This window comes from Peribacillus aracenensis, assembly GCF_025175645.1.
Taxonomy (GTDB): domain Bacteria; phylum Bacillota; class Bacilli; order Bacillales; family DSM-1321; genus Peribacillus; species Peribacillus aracenensis.
This window is the reverse complement of the sequence record NZ_JANZMJ010000013.1, coordinates 1-15,746: the sequence shown is the minus strand read 5'-3', so window position 1 is coordinate 15,746 and position 15,746 is coordinate 1. Positions and strand designations below refer to the sequence as shown.

General features: G+C 40.4%; 17 protein-coding genes. 8 read left to right on the top strand and 9 right to left on the bottom strand.

All coding sequences use genetic code 11. The features are described from left to right. Positions 1-4: 4 nt before the first annotated feature. Positions 5-1,852 carry a DNA ligase D gene (gene ligD, locus N0M92_RS14265; RefSeq protein WP_260286384.1) on the top strand — a complete coding sequence of 616 codons (1,848 nt, stop codon included), beginning with the start codon at positions 5-7 and terminating at the stop codon, positions 1,850-1,852. A gap of 194 nt (positions 1,853-2,046) precedes the next feature. Here the strand turns inward: ligD and dapF are convergent, their stop codons facing one another. The 5 genes from dapF to N0M92_RS14240 form a co-directional block, all read right to left on the bottom strand. Continuing rightward, positions 2,047-3,033, bottom strand: coding sequence for a diaminopimelate epimerase (gene dapF, locus N0M92_RS14260; protein ID WP_260286383.1), 987 nt, complete (start codon positions 3,031-3,033; stop codon positions 2,047-2,049). 180 nt (positions 3,034-3,213) lie between these two features. Continuing rightward, positions 3,214-4,518, bottom strand: a complete 1,305-nt coding sequence (locus N0M92_RS14255) for an NCS2 family permease (protein WP_260286382.1) — start codon at positions 4,516-4,518, stop codon at positions 3,214-3,216. Between the two features lie 156 nt (positions 4,519-4,674). Further along, entirely contained in the window at positions 4,675-5,247 is a 573-nt protein-coding gene (locus N0M92_RS14250) for a beta-class carbonic anhydrase (RefSeq protein WP_260286381.1), read from the bottom strand. Between the two features lie 90 nt (positions 5,248-5,337). Continuing rightward, the gene (locus N0M92_RS14245; protein ID WP_260286380.1) at positions 5,338-6,132 is read right to left on the bottom strand and encodes a hypothetical protein; all 795 of its coding nucleotides are present in this window, start codon (positions 6,130-6,132) and stop codon (positions 5,338-5,340) included. A 230-nt stretch (positions 6,133-6,362) separates the two neighbouring features. Next, complete coding sequence (locus N0M92_RS14240) at positions 6,363-6,683, bottom strand: DUF4870 domain-containing protein (protein ID WP_260286379.1); 321 nt, start codon at positions 6,681-6,683, stop codon at positions 6,363-6,365. Positions 6,684-6,908: 225 nt separating this feature from the next. On the opposite strand from N0M92_RS14240, the gene N0M92_RS14235 reads away from it, so the two are divergent. The 4 genes from N0M92_RS14235 to N0M92_RS14220 all read left to right on the top strand — a co-directional run bounded on the left by N0M92_RS14235 (position 6,909) and on the right by N0M92_RS14220 (position 9,832). Beyond that, entirely contained in the window at positions 6,909-7,688 is a 780-nt protein-coding gene (locus N0M92_RS14235; protein ID WP_260286481.1) for an undecaprenyl-diphosphate phosphatase, read from the top strand. A gap of 333 nt (positions 7,689-8,021) precedes the next feature. After that, on the top strand, positions 8,022-8,576 hold the full coding sequence (locus N0M92_RS14230; RefSeq protein ID WP_192205137.1) for a GNAT family N-acetyltransferase: 555 nt from the start codon (positions 8,022-8,024) through the stop codon (positions 8,574-8,576). A gap of 205 nt (positions 8,577-8,781) precedes the next feature. Next, positions 8,782-9,174 carry a CidA/LrgA family protein gene (locus N0M92_RS14225; protein ID WP_260286378.1) on the top strand — a complete coding sequence of 131 codons (393 nt, stop codon included), beginning with the start codon at positions 8,782-8,784 and terminating at the stop codon, positions 9,172-9,174. Beyond that, positions 9,149-9,832 carry an LrgB family protein gene (locus N0M92_RS14220; protein ID WP_192205139.1) on the top strand — a complete coding sequence of 228 codons (684 nt, stop codon included), beginning with the start codon at positions 9,149-9,151 and terminating at the stop codon, positions 9,830-9,832. Before N0M92_RS14225 ends, N0M92_RS14220 begins: the two co-directional genes overlap by 26 nt. A gap of 37 nt (positions 9,833-9,869) precedes the next feature. Here N0M92_RS14220 and N0M92_RS14215 read toward each other — a convergent pair whose 3' ends face one another. Then, entirely contained in the window at positions 9,870-10,019 is a 150-nt protein-coding gene (locus N0M92_RS14215; RefSeq protein WP_260286377.1) for a YflJ family protein, read from the bottom strand. Positions 10,020-10,070: 51 nt separating this feature from the next. Next, positions 10,071-11,159 (bottom strand): undecaprenyldiphospho-muramoylpentapeptide beta-N-acetylglucosaminyltransferase, encoded by a 1,089-nt coding sequence (locus N0M92_RS14210; RefSeq protein WP_311202558.1) that lies wholly within the window; start codon positions 11,157-11,159, stop codon positions 10,071-10,073. Between the two features lie 193 nt (positions 11,160-11,352). On the opposite strand from N0M92_RS14210, the gene N0M92_RS14205 reads away from it, so the two are divergent. Then, complete coding sequence (locus N0M92_RS14205) at positions 11,353-12,465, top strand: mechanosensitive ion channel family protein (RefSeq protein WP_260286375.1); 1,113 nt, start codon at positions 11,353-11,355, stop codon at positions 12,463-12,465. A 129-nt stretch (positions 12,466-12,594) separates the two neighbouring features. After that, positions 12,595-13,950, top strand: a complete 1,356-nt coding sequence (locus N0M92_RS14200) for an MATE family efflux transporter (protein ID WP_260286374.1) — start codon at positions 12,595-12,597, stop codon at positions 13,948-13,950. 65 nt (positions 13,951-14,015) lie between these two features. On the opposite strand, the gene N0M92_RS14195 is transcribed toward N0M92_RS14200, so the two are convergent. Continuing rightward, a complete protein-coding gene (locus N0M92_RS14195; protein WP_260286373.1) occupies positions 14,016-14,789 on the bottom strand; it encodes an SDR family oxidoreductase in 774 nt (257 codons plus the stop codon). 216 nt (positions 14,790-15,005) lie between these two features. Here N0M92_RS14195 and N0M92_RS14190 point away from each other — a divergent pair, with 216 nt between their 5' ends. Next, positions 15,006-15,431 (top strand): Hsp20/alpha crystallin family protein, encoded by a 426-nt coding sequence (locus tag N0M92_RS14190; protein WP_260286372.1) that lies wholly within the window; start codon positions 15,006-15,008, stop codon positions 15,429-15,431. A gap of 173 nt (positions 15,432-15,604) precedes the next feature. On the opposite strand, the gene N0M92_RS14185 is transcribed toward N0M92_RS14190, so the two are convergent. Continuing rightward, positions 15,605-15,746 (bottom strand): IS3 family transposase (locus N0M92_RS14185; protein ID WP_260285602.1); only part of this gene is annotated, 142 nt, incomplete at its 5' end.

Here is a 15,746-nt window from a genome sequence, read left to right as displayed (position 1 = left end):
AAAAATGAAACCGATGCTGCCTACCTATTACCCTGAAGCCCCCAATTCCAAGGATTGGCGTTATGAAGTCAAATATGACGGCTTTAGGGCTATATTAACGATAGACTCCGATACCATTAGCATTTCGAGTCGGAACGAAAAGGAATTATCACCACAATTCCCGGAAATCATTGCTTACATCAAAAATCTGCACCTGGAAGAATATCTCCCGCTTCGGATTGATGGCGAATTGGTCTGGCTTACCAATCAGGCGAAAGCCGACTTTTTTCAAATACAGTGGCGGGGACGCCTTGGGAAACAATCCTTAATTTCAGAAAAGGCCCGTTTTTCCCCATGCCGGTTCATAGCGTTTGACCTGCTTAGCATCAGCGGAAAAAACGTAGCAGCTAAACCCATGGAAGAAAGAAGGGAATTGATGTTGAATATGGGGGCAAATCTTGGCTTTCCTATGCCTCCTGATCCCAACGATAAGGCTTTGATACAATTAATAGAGAGTTTTGACGTATTGGATAATGCCTTGAATAAGGTCACCCTATTAGATGGCGAAGGGGTTGTCGCCAAGGAAATTCGTGGGACTTGGCAGGAAGGGAAACGTACTGCCTCATGGATCAAGGTGAAAAATTGGAAGACCGTTTCTTGTTTCATTACAGCATTGCACAAAGAAAATGGTTACGTTTCCCTCGCAGTTTTCAAAGAAGGTGCCGTAACCAAAATCGGAAGTGTTAAAAATGGACTGAGTCCTCAAGATAAAAGGATATTATATGAACTGATCAAGCAAAATGCATCAGACGAGGACATACAATTTTTTTATATCCATCCATCCATTTGCATCGAAGTCCAATTCTTACACGTGTATGAGGAGAATGAATTGCGTGAGCCTCAGTTTTCACAATGGCTTTTACAAACGGCTCCCGAAGAATGTACCTGGGAGAAATTCGTGCTAGGTCAATATACATTTCCAGATACTGTGCAAATAACTTCCAGGGATAAACCGCTTTGGATAACAGGAAATAAAAAGGTGGTAAAGGTTGAATACCTTCATTATTTACGGGAGGTTTCAGCTTTCTTCTTACCCTTCTTGAAGGATAAACTGCTTACGACGATCCGCTATCCTCATGGCACTTTGGATAAGGAAAGATTTTTCCAGAAAAACAAACCTGATTATGCGCCGTCCTTTATTAAAACGTTCATTGATGAAGATATCGAGTATATGCTATGTAACGATATTGAAACGCTTCTTTGGTTCGGCAATCAACTTGCATTGGAATTCCATGCGCCATTTCAGAAAGCGGGTAAAACACGTCCCGACGAAATCGTCCTGGACTTGGATCCTCCTTCCATCGAATATTTCTCCTTAGCGATAAAGGCCGCACAGGAAATAAAGAAGGTGATGGATTCATTAAGGATAAAAGCTTTTGTAAAAACTTCAGGTAACAAAGGACTGCAAATACACATCCCACTGCCTGTAGACACATTTACTTATCAGGAGACACGCATTTTCACTGACTTTCTCGGTGACTACTTATCAAGTTCCAACCCAAATGATTTTACAACGGAAAGGATGAAAATAAATCGGCATAATCGACTTTACTTGGACTTTGTGCAGCATAGTGAAGGAAAAACCATCATCCTTCCTTATTCCCCGCGGGGAAATTCTTTCGCTGGTGTGGCTACACCTTTGTTTTGGAAGGAAGTGGACGAAAGTCTCCAGTTAAAGGACTTTACGATTGAAACCATACCAAGCAGAATAAAAAGGGAAGGGTGTGCATTTATGGATTACAGACTCATCGATAATGGACCAGCCTTTTTGGAAGTATTGTCGTTCCTAAAACAAAAAAAGACCAACAACTGATTGGTCTTAAGGAGTTTAAAATGCAACGTTGATCCCCCTCACCCGGCACTCTTCCTGTAACGCACTTTTCTAAGCAGGACTTCCGGTCCGGATCAACTGGAATGGTCTTTTGATTACATTACTAAGAGGTTTTTAAATGAGAAAACTGCAGGCAAACTCTCTTTTCTTCGAGTTTGCTGCAGTCTGAAAATTTTTTATAATTTTGTTTTCAAATAACTTTGAACTTCATCCTGAAGCCTGGCATATAAGCTTGTTTCCAATTCAAAATCCTCTTTTTCAAGCACTTCAAATTTTTCAGGCTGGTCTATGTCCATTTCAATCGATACCTTGAATTCATAGGTTGCGTTCCCGATTAAATCAATTGAATACTTTTGGCTTTCATCATCATGGTGGACCACGCATTTAACTTTTCCGCCGTTATTGTAGACAGATATTTCACTTTCCAACGCATTTAATCCAACAGAGCATGTTACTAGGCTTGAGGCTGACATCGCCGTTCCACACGCATTCGTGAAGCCTACCCCCCGTTCGAATGTCCGCACATAAATGCTCCCTGGTTCCAGCTCTTTCACAAAGCTGACATTGACACCATCAGGGAAAAGCTCATTCGGTTGATTGACCTTTGTTGAAAGTTCGTCCTGCAAACCACTTTGCAAAATCTCACTATCAACCAGCGTGATCAAATGTGGATTAGGAACCGCCAATGCCGAAAATAATAGGGTATCATGAAGTTCCGGCAATAATTCGTTTTGCAACTGTTCTTTAGCCAATACAAGAGGTAGATCCTTCACATTAAAACTTACCGGTGAAATTTCCACCTTGAAAGTCGGAATTCCCTCATAAATATCTTCCGTTTTTTCCACGAGTAGATTTGCCTTCATGGTTTCAACAATCATTTTATCGAGTCCTAGAACGTCGTTCGCGTATCGTGCAACACAGCGAAGTCCATTGCCGCACATCGAGGCTTCCGAACCATCCGCATTAAAAACACGCATCCGGCAATCAGCATGTTCACTTTTCATTACGAACAAAATACCATCCGCCCCAAGCTTCTCCCTATTGCATAGGGCCTTCGCGAAATTTTTCCGCTCTTCTTCAGTAAACGTCAGGGTCGTAGTCAATTCATCAATGATTAAGAAATCATTTCCTGAACCATGGCTTTTTAAACCTTCAATAATCATCCTGTCACATCCTCTAATATGCTGCTTGTCATATATCATTTTTTTAATATTCTATATCATAGCATTTTCAAGATGGATGTGTCATCGCGTAAATCACAATATATCCATTTTTTCCGACGAAAAAACCAATAAGAAGAGCGGTTGGAATAAGAATTAACTCATTCCAACCGCTCTATTGAATTATTTACCGATCATACCAATGATGAAATAGACGATAAACATTCCGGCACTCACATACATCGGGGCTGACACTTCTTTCGCTTTTCCGGTTACCAGCTTCAAGAACGGGTACAGGATGAAACCGAATGCCATTCCATCGGCAATACTGTAAGTGAAAGGAATGATCGTAATGATCATGATTGCAGGTATGCTCTCGGTTAAATCGCTGAAATCCAGCTCTTTTATATTTCCGAGCATCAAAATGCCAATGATAATTAAGATGGGGGCAATGGCGCTATCAGGGATTACTTTTATCACCGGTATAAATAGAAGTGATAGAATGAATAGCACGCCCGTCACCACGGAAGTAAAACCAGTTCTGCCTCCTGATGCGATTCCAGCTGCCGTTTCAACTGTAGCAACGGTAGGACTCGAACCGAATATACCTGAAAACAGAACGGACACACTTGTCGCCTGCAGCGACTTTTTATAGGCATCCTGGCGGTTTATGCTATCTACATGCCCGTGTACAAGACCAATATTTTCAAAAACAAGAACCATCGTCATTGCAAATACACTTATCCAGAATTCTATCCGGTTCGCTTCCAAGAACGATAATGAAAAGAATAGATCGCCGTAGGAAGCTGTGTCAATGCCTGAAAAATGAATGTTTGAAAGTTGAACTGTCCCGAACCAATAAGCAATGAGGCTGCCTGCCAGGATGGTAATCATGAAATTACCGGGGACATTCTTGATGAACAGTGTAATTGCCAGCAAAAAGGTCAACACCGTTGCACACACCGCTGGATCGCTTAAATCTCCCAGTGCGACGATAGATGATGAACCTCTTGTGATTATCCCGCCCTTCTCGAGACCGATTAGCATCAAGAATAAGCCAAGACCGACAGATATGGCTTCTTTTATCGACCTTGGAATCGAATCACTGATTAACTTAGAGTATTTTGTAAAAGCGATGACTACAAAAATAACCCCTGAGATAAATACAGCACCCAATGCCGATTGCCAAGATAGACCCATTCCTTGGACCATGGTATAAGCAAATAGGGCATTTACGCCCATTCCTGGAACGAGGAGGATTGGGACATTCGCCCAAAGTCCTATCATGACACAGCTTAAAGCCGATAAAAGAATCGTCGCAATCACTGCACCATTAATCGGAATGCCCGCTTCCGATAAAATCAGGGAATTCACGATGAGAATATAGACTATTGTAAAATAGCCGACCACTCCAGCAAGGATTTCACGCTTCCCATTCGTTCCATAGTCGGAAAAATGAAAAAACGTCTCCAAGTTTAATTTCTTCATGTTGTATCCTTATTAAATTTGTCCCTCGCCCACCCGTTTGTATTAGTGACAAACCACACTTGGCGATTTTAACAAAAAAAAGGATAAAAATAAATAGTATTGATCAGAATTTGAAAAAAACTGTCGGAAATAATCCCGACAGCCTCGTTGAATATATTATTTTTGTCCTTCGGCATACCCATCGACTACCAATTCCAGCTTCCCTGTGTCAGGCGAAATGATAAGACCATGTACAGGAATATTTTTAGGAATCAAAGGGTGTCCTTTAATCACTTCCACACTTTTCTTACAACTTTCATAAACATCATCAAATCCGCGAAGCCAACTGCGAATATCTATTCCTGAGGCTCCAAGGGTATCGATGGTGCTTTGTGGAATATCACGTTCGAGCATCTTCCCTACCATAGAATCAGCATCGACTGATGCCATCCCGCAATCATGGTGAGGAATGACCAATACTTCATCCGCCTTTAACTCATAAACGGCAACAAGGATACTCCGCATGACACTTCCGAATGGATGGGAGACGATTGCCCCGGCAGTCTTCAGGATTTTGACATCGCCATTTTTGACATTCAAGGATTTCGGCAATAGTTCAACGAGCCGAGTGTCCATACAGCTAATGATGACCATACGTTTCTCAGGGAACTTATCCGTTCTATACTTGACATATTCACCTTTTTCTACAAACTGTTCATTAAAATCAAGAATCTCATTAAGTAAAGTCATATTTACCACCTTTTAATTGAGTATTTAATCTATGTATCCCACTATGATTATATCAAATATTTTAAAGATTTGCTAAAGAAGTAATCCTAGTCAATTTGAACGATGATTTAGCGTGGCTGCACAGAACCCAAAGACGATGATTTTAGGAATTTCATCAACATTTGATGAAAAAGAAAGGATGGGTGTATTTGTCTTGAATCGTTTCCCCCACTCCAAAGGCATCCAGCCCTCTTGGTATGAAACGATTTTCCCCCCTTCTATTGTGGCAATTTCGAATGAATTCACACTTCCCGGCGTTTCAATGGGCATCCATTCCGTACCATCTTCCTTATATATCATTCCATTAACCTTCACGAATGACCGATTTTCTTGATAAGATCCAATAATGCCGCCTTGATCATCCATGATCGTCATTTTATTGAAAAGTCCCCTTTTGATATGGTACTTAGCCAGCAAACGCCCCTCATGGTCCACCAGTTCATAACGCTTGGCCAAAAGCATAGACAAGAAATTGGGTATCATCCACATGAACCACTTCATATTCAAATCCCTTACCTCTCCCATTAGAGATCCATCAGGCGCAAATAGAAGCAGGCGCAATGTCGGTGCTGGCATAAAAGTCAATAAAACATGTTCATTTTTAAATAACCCAGCATTTGTCCCGATGTGATCATCAGGCAATTCCTTCATTCTATTTTCATATATACGATGACTGACAAATTGGGCAATGCTAAAGAAAATAAAAGGAGACGTTATCAATAATATATTGCCCGGAATCATTTTGAAAATATGGCAAATGAAAAATACAACGGCCAAAAGAAGTGATATCCAAGATGCATGAAAATTTGAATTGCTTGTTTTCTGATAATATTCACGTATATTCATATCCTGCTCTGCTCCTCACTCCTTATAAGAAAGATTGCTGCCTTGAACGAATATTGATCTGCAGTACCACAAACCGCCCGGCATCCACTTTCTAAAAGTGCATTGAAGTAGTTATCATAATACTTTATTCGCTTTAATGTGATCTATTCCCTTTTTAATGTAGGGCAATTCCCAACTTGGTTCCTATAAAAAAGGACTCCGAATTGAACGGAATCCTTTTTACATCATTACTATAAAATCCTGAAAATCAACGGGAACCTATAATCCGTTCCTTCATAAGCCCTAACGGCAGCGATGATGGTGAATACGACTAAAGCTATCCCGATAACAGGCAATAGCAAGAATCCAACCAATACTATAGTGAGTATCCCTGCAACTATTGAATATACGGTGTAGGAAATGAAAAAATTCATGTATTCCCTTCCGTGATAATCGACAAATTGTGAAGAGTCCTTCTTCAATAACCAAATCACTAAAGGACCGAGAAATGCTGTAAAAAAGCTGATCACATAAATAAGGGCAGCAAACACTCTTTCATCTTTAGTAGGCATAGTGTCTTCTCCTCCTTTCTCATACGAATAATTACGAATCAAATGCAAAATAGTTTCATTTTCCCTCTCATTATATTCGAAAAAAGTAAATTTGGACTGCCTTTTCTTCATAAAACCCAAATGGCACTATATATGACAAAAAATCAGAATATGTTCATCCGTCTTGTGCATACAGTTTAAATAATGGATGTCCCATACCTTCTAGAATGGAGTGATGTTTTTTTGCTGAACGAATTTCAAGCCTTCATCCTTGGGATCATTCAAGGCTTGACTGAGTTTTTACCTATTTCAAGCACTGGACATTTATATTTAGGACGGCATATCTTCCATCTTGACGAGGCCGGCATTTTTCTGGATACCATGCTCCATATCGGTACCTTGCTAGCGTTAGTGGTCGTCTATAAGAATGACATTATTGCCATTTTGAAAAAACCTTTCTCTAAAATGACCCTGCTTCTCATTGCCGGGACAATCCCTGCAGTGATTGCCGGCATTTTACTCGGCGATTGGTTCGATGGCCTTTCAAAAACAGGCGTGACCATAGGCTGGGAATTTTTAGCGACCGGACTGATTTTATGGGTAGCGGACGGAGTAAGAAAAGGCGGCAAATCCCTTAATGAAATTTCGATTAAAGATGCCTTGATCATCGGTACCTTCCAAGCTGCTGCCATCATGCCTGCCCTTTCGCGTTCCGGCCTAACGATAGCCGCTGGCCTATTCTGCCGGCTGGATAGGCCCACTGCAGCCTATTTTTCCTTTTTGCTATCAATTCCTGCCATTACCGGCGGCATTGTATTTCAGATGAAACCGATTTTTACAGGAGAAGTTGAACGGCTGCCACTCACTGCACTTTTCGTCGGAACCCTGGCAGCAGCAATCTTTGGTTATATAGCCGTAGTATGGATGATCGATTTCTTAAAAAAGAGATCACTGAAAATATTCTCCATTTATGTATGGGCCCTCGGCGTGATCATTTTATTCATGCAATTCACAGGTGAATTTTAAAGAAAAAAGCAGGCGAAAAAAACAGTTTTTCATGGAAAAATGCATACGTTTGCCTTTCAAATTCACCCTTGTTGAAAAAGTTGAAATTTGACGAAAAAAAAAGGCAAAAAACCTATTCCCAAACCGTTTTTTTTTTAGTATTATACCTTCGTAAGGTTCTTTTGATTTGCATACTTTCTGACAATAAAAATAGGGAAGGCAAATGGTGCGCCACCGGTTTCCGGTTCTAGTGGGTTCGATTCCCACCCCGAAATTTTTTGATGAGCGACTTAAAAAATTTCGAGGGTGGGCAGCGACTACGCATAAGAACTGCCCTCAAACGGAGGGACGGAAATGTTAAAAAAGAGAGATTTCACAGATTGTTTTTCTCTTTATGAACAAATGACGCATCCAGATGTCTTCCCTTTCGTGCGCCAAAAGGTAGATTCATATGAAGAATATGTTTTCATTACTAAGCAAACGATCGAAGCCGAAGATGCTGGGCAACTCATATCACGAACAATCTTGGATGAATGGGAAAATCCCATCGGTTGTATTTCTTTATACGATATTGAAAATGGTGCAGGTTTCTTAGGCACATGGCTCGGCAAGCCTTATCATGGAAAAGGGTATAATGCCATTGCAAAAGACGCTTTCTTTAAAGAGCTTTTTTTCGAGCTCGGTTTGGAAACGGTCTTCATGCGTATCCGTAAAAAAAATATCCGCTCTATAAAAGCCGCAGAAAAGCTTCCCTATGCCGTCAATGCCAACGAAACCAGAAAATCCCTTTATGATCAAATCAATCATGAAGGAGATATATACGATTTGTATGAAATCCCTAAAGATTTATACACCTTTCATATCCTTAGACAGCATGATGATGACGAACAACAGTTACTCGAAGCATAGAGCGAAGAACATTTCAACATGGCTTTGTTTTTCTTTTCATATAATGGCCGGAGCTTCCAAACCTGGAAAGCTCTTTTTTCCATTTTCACAGGATGTTTAAGATCGATTGCTGCAAATCCCTATTCTTTTTAGGGATATTTTTTTATAATGAATACAATTGACCAATTCAACAATATATTCAAAGCGTCATTGAAAGGACTTAATCATGAAAAAAACATTTGCTTTTATCGTGCAGCTCATCTTCCTGCTCATCATTTGCAAGCTCGGCTATTATTTAGCCAATTTACTTCATTTACCCATACCAGGCAACGTCATCGGCATGATTCTATTATTCGGTTTATTACAGACGAAGGTAATAAAAGTAGAATGGATTGAACTTACTTCAGGATTTTTGGTAAAGCACTTAGCCTTTTTCTTCATTCCCATTTCAATCAGTTTAATGACCATGGGATGGCTTTTCATTAAATTCGGTTTGCCATTGGCACTGACATTGGGAGTCAGCCTGGTTTTTGGATTCATCGTTTCGGCTTGGACCGTCCAGAAGCTATCCCATAGAGAAGAGGTTAAGCAGCATGACAGAGCTCATCACAACTTATAGCATCTTGATAACCATCCTTGCCTATTTCATTGGAAGGAAAATATATGCTAAACATCCATCACCTTTTACGACACCCGTATTTTTCAGTACGATTACAATTATTCTCGTACTGCTGATCAGCGGTTTGGACTTCGAAGATTATTCACCAGGAAAGGACATCATCACCTACTTCCTGGGACCAGCTACCGTTGCTTTGGCCGTACCACTTTATAAAAATAGAAAAATAATCGTTAAATATGCAATGCCGGCAATTAGCGGCATGGTTTTTGGTCTTCTGGTCACATTGTTCATTGCCTTTGCCATCGCTAAAGCATTTTCACTTCCGCAAATCATACTCCAAGGATTGGCGGTTAAATCCATTACAGTGCCCATCGCTGTTGAAATCACCGAACTTTATGGCGGAAATTCCAATATATCAGCAGCCTTCGTCATTTTGACTGGGGTGCTGGGTACGATGATCGCTCCAAAAATGATGGATAAACTAAACATTACGATGCCTTTCGCACGCGGTATCGCTTATGGTACGATCGCCCATGGTCTCGGAACGGCTCAAGCTGCCCAGGAAAGTGAGTTTACTGGGGCTGTCGCAGGTGCGGCAATGGCTATCGCAGGTATCCTTATTTCCTGTTTCTTTCCTTTTATAAGTAATTTCCTATAAAGAAGAACCGCAGCGTCAACGACGTTGCGGTTCTTCTTTAAGATTTATTTTTTTGCAGATCGTCGTATAGACGCCTTAGAATATAGGTTTTATACAGCTCCAGCTTTTTTTTCTCAATTGGATGATAGCTAATCCCTGCGGCTTTCAGCTGCTGAATGAACCACCCTTTGGAATATTCATAAGCCATTCTACCCCCTCCTCTGTTCGAAAAGATATGCTACATAGAGGGGATTGATACTTATTTTTTTGCACCCATTACTTTAAGTAGTAATTCATACATTTCAGCTGCCGTTTTGAATGGGCGCTTTTGACGCATTTTCTCCTGATATTCATCCGATTGTTTCACTAAATCCGCCAATGCAGCATTAAAAATCCGGTCATTTAGCTCTTCTTCTTCGATGACTTTACAAAAACCCTGTTTTTCAAAGCTTGACGCATTCAGGATTTGATCTCCACGGGATGCATTGGCACTTAGAGGGATAAGCAACATCGGCTTTTGCAAAGCAAGGAATTCAAAAATTGAATTTGAACCTGCCCTTGACACAACGACATCAGCAGCCGCCAAAAGATCGAATAATTCCTCATGTACGAATTCAAAAGGGGCATATCCCCTTTGTTTCAATTCCGTTTTCACATTCCCCTTCCCGCAAATGTGAATAATCTGATAATCCTTTAATAAGGCATCAAGGTTATCTGTAATCAGATTATTGATTTTAACGGCCCCAAGGCTTCCTCCCATAACGAGCAATACCGGTTTGTTATTCGTGAATCCACAAAATGTCTTTCCAGCAGAAGCGTTTCCAGTAAAAATCCCATCGCGCAATACAGCGCCAAGATACATGGCCTTCTCTTTAGGAAGATCTTTTTCCGTTTCCTGGAAAGTGGTGAAGATTTTAGATGCAAGCGGCATGGCAATCTTATTAGCCAGACCAGGCGTATAATCCGATTCATGTATCGCGATCGGTATTCTCAGCATCCTGCCTGCCAAAACGACTGGAACCGAAACGAATCCACCTTTAGAAAAAATGAAATCCGGCTTGGTCTTTTTTAATATTTTTCGTGCATCAAAAATCCCTTTTATGACCCGGAAAGGATCTTTCATATTTTCAACAGATAGATAACGCCGAAATTTTCCAACGGAAATCGTTTCATAACGGACCTCGGGAAATTCCGTCTCGATGATATTTTTTTCAATGCCTTTTTTTGATCCAATATAAGTAACATCCCAATCATGCTTTAAAAATTCAGGGATGATTGCTGCATTAACAGATACATGACCGGCAGAACCGCCTCCGGTAAATACTATTTTCTTAGTCAATATTTCCACCTTCCAAACTTAAAAAATCACTTTGCATCCATATTACCATATATCCTTGCCATTAATAACTTGAAAAAGTATTCAGTGAATCGCTAAATCCCAATGATGAATGTAATCATCGATTATTTTTCCTTTTTCAGCATGAATATATTATAATCTTAGTATTCTACAATACTACAAGATACATTGGAGGAGTAATACATTGCAAGAAGTTTCTGAATCACTCGATCAATTTGATGGAATCGAAGCCTGGACCAATTTAGGAATTTCCATTGGCATTTTTCTAATTTTCCTTTTGCTTCGAAAAGTATTTACTACATATATATTCAAGTTCTTTCTACGAATTGCAGAAAAACGTAAAGTAGAATTTGCCGCCAACTTAATGCTCGCTATAGAACAACCGGTAAGATTGCTTATCGTTTTGATTGGTATCATTATATCCATGCACTATTTTCCGATCGACTCACCTTCGGTTGAATTCAGATCGAAAATATATAGATCGTTTTTTGTTTTCTTATTCTTTTGGACGATTTTTAATATCAGTTCGAGCTTTACTATATTATTTCCGAAATTGGTAAGTAAATTCGGACTTGAAGTCGATCAAATCGTCATGCCGTTCTTTACGAAAATCATAAAATTGATCATCATTGCTTTTGGTGCCTCCATCATTGCGGAAGAATGGGGATTTAATGTCGATGGATTTGTTGCGGGGCTTGGTTTGGGTGGTTTGGCTTTCGCTCTTGCCGCTAAAGATACCGTCAGCAATTTCTTTGGGGGTATCGTCATCGTTACCGAAAAACCTTTTACCATAGGAGATTGGGTCAAAACTCCCAGTGTGGAGGGAACCATCGAAGACATCACATTCCGAAGCACCAAAGTTCGGACTTTTGCCCAAGCTTTAGTTACAGTCCCAAATGCCACCCTTTCGAATGAACCGATCATCAACTGGTCCAAGATGGGCAAAAGACAGATTGCCTTTCATTTGGGCGTAAATGTCACGACACCAAAAGAAAAATTGGAAAATGTCATTAGGGAAATTGAAAAAATGCTCATTGATCATCCTGAAGTACATCCTGAAACGATTTTGGTTAAATTTGATGAGTTCAGTCATTCCGGTTTCAACCTTTACCTTTATTTCTTCACGAATGCGACGGACTTTGGGGGATATTTATCAATCAAAGAAGATGTGAACTTTAAAATAATGGAGATATTGGATCAGGAAGATGTACAAATTGCCATTCCTTCACAGGCATTCATTCTTCAAAAAGACTCAAATTTTGAAGCCATGAATGATTTTGAATCCATGCGCGACTGACAAAAGGACTTGCCCAATACGGCAAGTCTTTTTTAACCTCTAATAAAAACTCTTAAAACATCACATGCTTATGTGATATAATTCTTTCATTGTGTTGAAAATTCCAAATATTGATATTGAGGTACTTTGATGAATCAGACTTATACTAAATCCCAAAAGATCCGCTTGTTATTTTATATATTGATACCTATCCTGATCACCCAAATCAGCATGTATGCCATGACTTTTTTTGATGTGATGATGTCGGGACAATACAGCACCCAGGACGTTGCTGGCGTCTCCATCGGCAGTTCGCTATGGACACCAGTGTACACGGGGCTGAGCGGGATATTGATTGCCTTGACGCCAGTGGTTTCGCAGCTGGTAGGTTCCAGGCAGTCTAAATCCGTTTCCTATTCCGTGATGCAGGCCATTTATTTAGCTGTAACTTTAGCCTTGATCATTTTAGTCATTGGGGCGTTTTCTTTGAACCCCATATTGAGTGCCATGGACCTTGAAGATGGTGTTCACATGGTGGCCCATGATTACTTGATCGCCCTTTCACTCGGTATCCTTCCTTTATTCGTTTATAATGCGTTGAGAGCTTTCATTGATGCTCTGGGACAGACTAGGATTTCCATGATCATCACCTTATGTGCACTCCCGGTAAACGTCCTTTTTAATTACCTGTTAATATACGGGAAGTTTGGATTCCCTGAACTTGGCGGTGTCGGTTCCGGTTACGCCACTGCCATTACGTATTGGTTAATTGCGCTTGTGGCCATCCTTGTTGTGATAAAAATCAACCCATTTTCGACATATGATGTTTTCAGTGAATTTTTCCGGGTTTCCTGGAAAGAATGGAAGGCCTTATTATTGATCGGGGTACCCATCGGACTAGCTATCTTTTTTGAAACCAGCATTTTCTCGGCCGTCACCCTTTTAATGAGTAAGTATGACACCGTGACAATTGCATCGCATCAGATCGCCATGAATTTTGCGTCACTGCTTTATATGATCCCGCTAAGTATATCCATGGCATTGACGATCGTCATTGGATTTGAAATTGGAGCAGCCCGTTATAAAGACGCCAAAGAGTATAGCTGGATTGGCATTTCAATGGCATTGACGATGTCGCTCGTTTTGTCGACCATCTTATTCCTCTTCCGCGAACCTGTGGCGGCTTTATACACCAAAGACCATGAGGTAATGATGTTGACTTCACATTTCTTGATATATGCCATCTTCTTTCAGATATCGGATGCCCTGCAGGCACCTATTCAGGGTATTTTGCGTGGATATAAAGATGTAAATGTCACATTTGCGATGTCACTTGTCTCCTACTGGATTCTCGGACTTCCCATTGGCTATTTCTTTGCAAAGTATACGGATATGGGAGCCTTTGGGTACTGGATCGGCTTAATTTCCGGCTTGGCTCTCGGAGCTATAGGCTTGGCGGCTCGCTTACGGTTCATACAGCAAGTCAAATATAAAAAAATGACGTAAAAAAAGGTGGAGCTGGATTATACCGGCCCCACCCTTTTTATATTCTGAATTAAACTCCTAAACCACTAGGCTTTATATATTTTCCCAAGAACATCCTTACCGCCTGTTACCGGTATGATGCTGCCGGTAATGAAATCTGATTTTTCATCACAAAGGAACGTGATGACCCTCGCTATATCTTCCCCTGTTCCCGGTCTGCCGACTGGAACCGTATCATCCTTTTCTTCTCTCGCGACCCTAATTTCCTCCTCTTTCCAGTCACCTACGATATCACCGGGACAGACCATATTCACGGTGATGCCATGTGTAGCTTCTTCGGCAGCTAAAGTTCTTGTCAAGGAGGTCAAGCCGCTCTTGGCAGCAGCAAAAACAGAACGATAGATCCAACCTGGTGCAGTTTCACACCGTTCAAACCCCAATGTAATGACTCTACCCCAGTTTCTACTGCGCATTTGTGGAATAAGCTCTTTAGCAAAATAGAAAAAACCATTTAAATTTCCATCCATGATGTATTTCCATTCATCACTGCCATATTCAGTCATGGGCTTACGGTCATGCATATATGGCCCTGCATTATGAATGAAAATATCAACATGGCCAAATGACTCCGAAATCTTTTGCAAAATATTCAGGCAATCCTCCTCACTCGACGAGTCACCTTGAATCGCAATTGCCTTAACATGGTACCTTTCCTGTAATTCATCCACTAATGCTAAAGCTGCCTTTTTACTTTTTCGATAAGTAATGATAATGGACATTCCATTATCCGCAAGTGAAAGTGCCATCCTTTTGCCGATTCCCGTTGCTCCACCAGTAATAAAAGCTACTTTGTCATCCACAGGCTTTACCCTCTTTATCTAATGGATTTTACTTAATTATACATAAGTTTATTCCATTTTCGATAATTTAGTAATTATAATAAAGAACCTATGGGCTTTAACTGCATAAAATATAACAAATAAACCTGTCAGACCAAAAGCAGGAGAGAGGAATCCATTATGTTTCCCTGGAATTCACTTTTTTCTTTTAAGAATAACTCGAACCAGAAGGAATTCATGAAAAATATGCAGCAAAGTGATGTACAATCGTTCATCGAAAAAGTATTTTCACAAGTCATCCCTGACAATATGCAAGGTATGATGAACCAAAATGATGGCAGCTCACAAGTAAATGGCGGCTCACAAGTAAATGCCAGATCTGAACTTCCTTTACATGCAGAAGTATTTGAAACCCACTTATATGTCTTTGTAAGAATTCCCATAGAAGATGAATCTTGGCTAAAAAAAATGAAACTTTACCATACATCTAACCAATCCATCATCGAGGGGATTCCTGAAGAGTCGGATCGGCATGTCATTACACTCCCCGCACTTGTTAAGAAAAAAGGGGCATCGGCCCAATATAAAGAATCAACTTTGGAAATACGTCTTCAGAAAAGTTTCAATACCCAGTATTCAGAAATCGATGTATCCGAGATATAAGCTGCTACACACCGGGACCTCGCTGATAATAAAGTGCGGTTCCTGTTATTTTCTTGGTCCCAACTTTTTTTGATTCGATGTATTTTATTTCATGGAATGGAATGATCCATTCCCGCAAAAAAAGAGCACCCCATGTCATGAAGTGAACCCAAAAAGTTAGACACTTTATTTAGTTAGGCAACCTTGAAGGCATGAACCCGGTAATCAACCGGGCTCATGCCTTTTAATTTCACCTTAATTCGTTGGTGATTGTAATAATAAATATAATCTTCTAGTTCTTGTTTGAAATGCTTCATGCTGTCGAACGTTTGTAAA

Coding starts and splice junctions, on each gene's coding strand:
- ligD (WP_260286384.1), top strand. CDS start 5: ATGAAACCGATGCTGCCTACCTATTACCCTGAAGCCCCCAATTCCAAG.
- dapF (WP_260286383.1), bottom strand. CDS start 3,033: ATGATTATTGAAGGTTTAAAAAGCCATGGTTCAGGAAATGATTTCTTA.
- N0M92_RS14255 (WP_260286382.1), bottom strand. CDS start 4,518: ATGAAGAAATTAAACTTGGAGACGTTTTTTCATTTTTCCGACTATGGA.
- N0M92_RS14250 (WP_260286381.1), bottom strand. CDS start 5,247: ATGACTTTACTTAATGAGATTCTTGATTTTAATGAACAGTTTGTAGAA.
- N0M92_RS14245 (WP_260286380.1), bottom strand. CDS start 6,132: ATGAATATACGTGAATATTATCAGAAAACAAGCAATTCAAATTTTCAT.
- N0M92_RS14240 (WP_260286379.1), bottom strand. CDS start 6,683: ATGCCTACTAAAGATGAAAGAGTGTTTGCTGCCCTTATTTATGTGATC.
- N0M92_RS14230 (WP_192205137.1), top strand. CDS start 8,022: ATGTTAAAAAAGAGAGATTTCACAGATTGTTTTTCTCTTTATGAACAA.
- N0M92_RS14225 (WP_260286378.1), top strand. CDS start 8,782: ATGAAAAAAACATTTGCTTTTATCGTGCAGCTCATCTTCCTGCTCATC.
- N0M92_RS14220 (WP_192205139.1), top strand. CDS start 9,149: ATGACAGAGCTCATCACAACTTATAGCATCTTGATAACCATCCTTGCC.
- N0M92_RS14215 (WP_260286377.1), bottom strand. CDS start 10,019: ATGGCTTATGAATATTCCAAAGGGTGGTTCATTCAGCAGCTGAAAGCC.
- N0M92_RS14200 (WP_260286374.1), top strand. CDS start 12,595: ATGAATCAGACTTATACTAAATCCCAAAAGATCCGCTTGTTATTTTAT.
- N0M92_RS14190 (WP_260286372.1), top strand. CDS start 15,006: ATGAAAAATATGCAGCAAAGTGATGTACAATCGTTCATCGAAAAAGTA.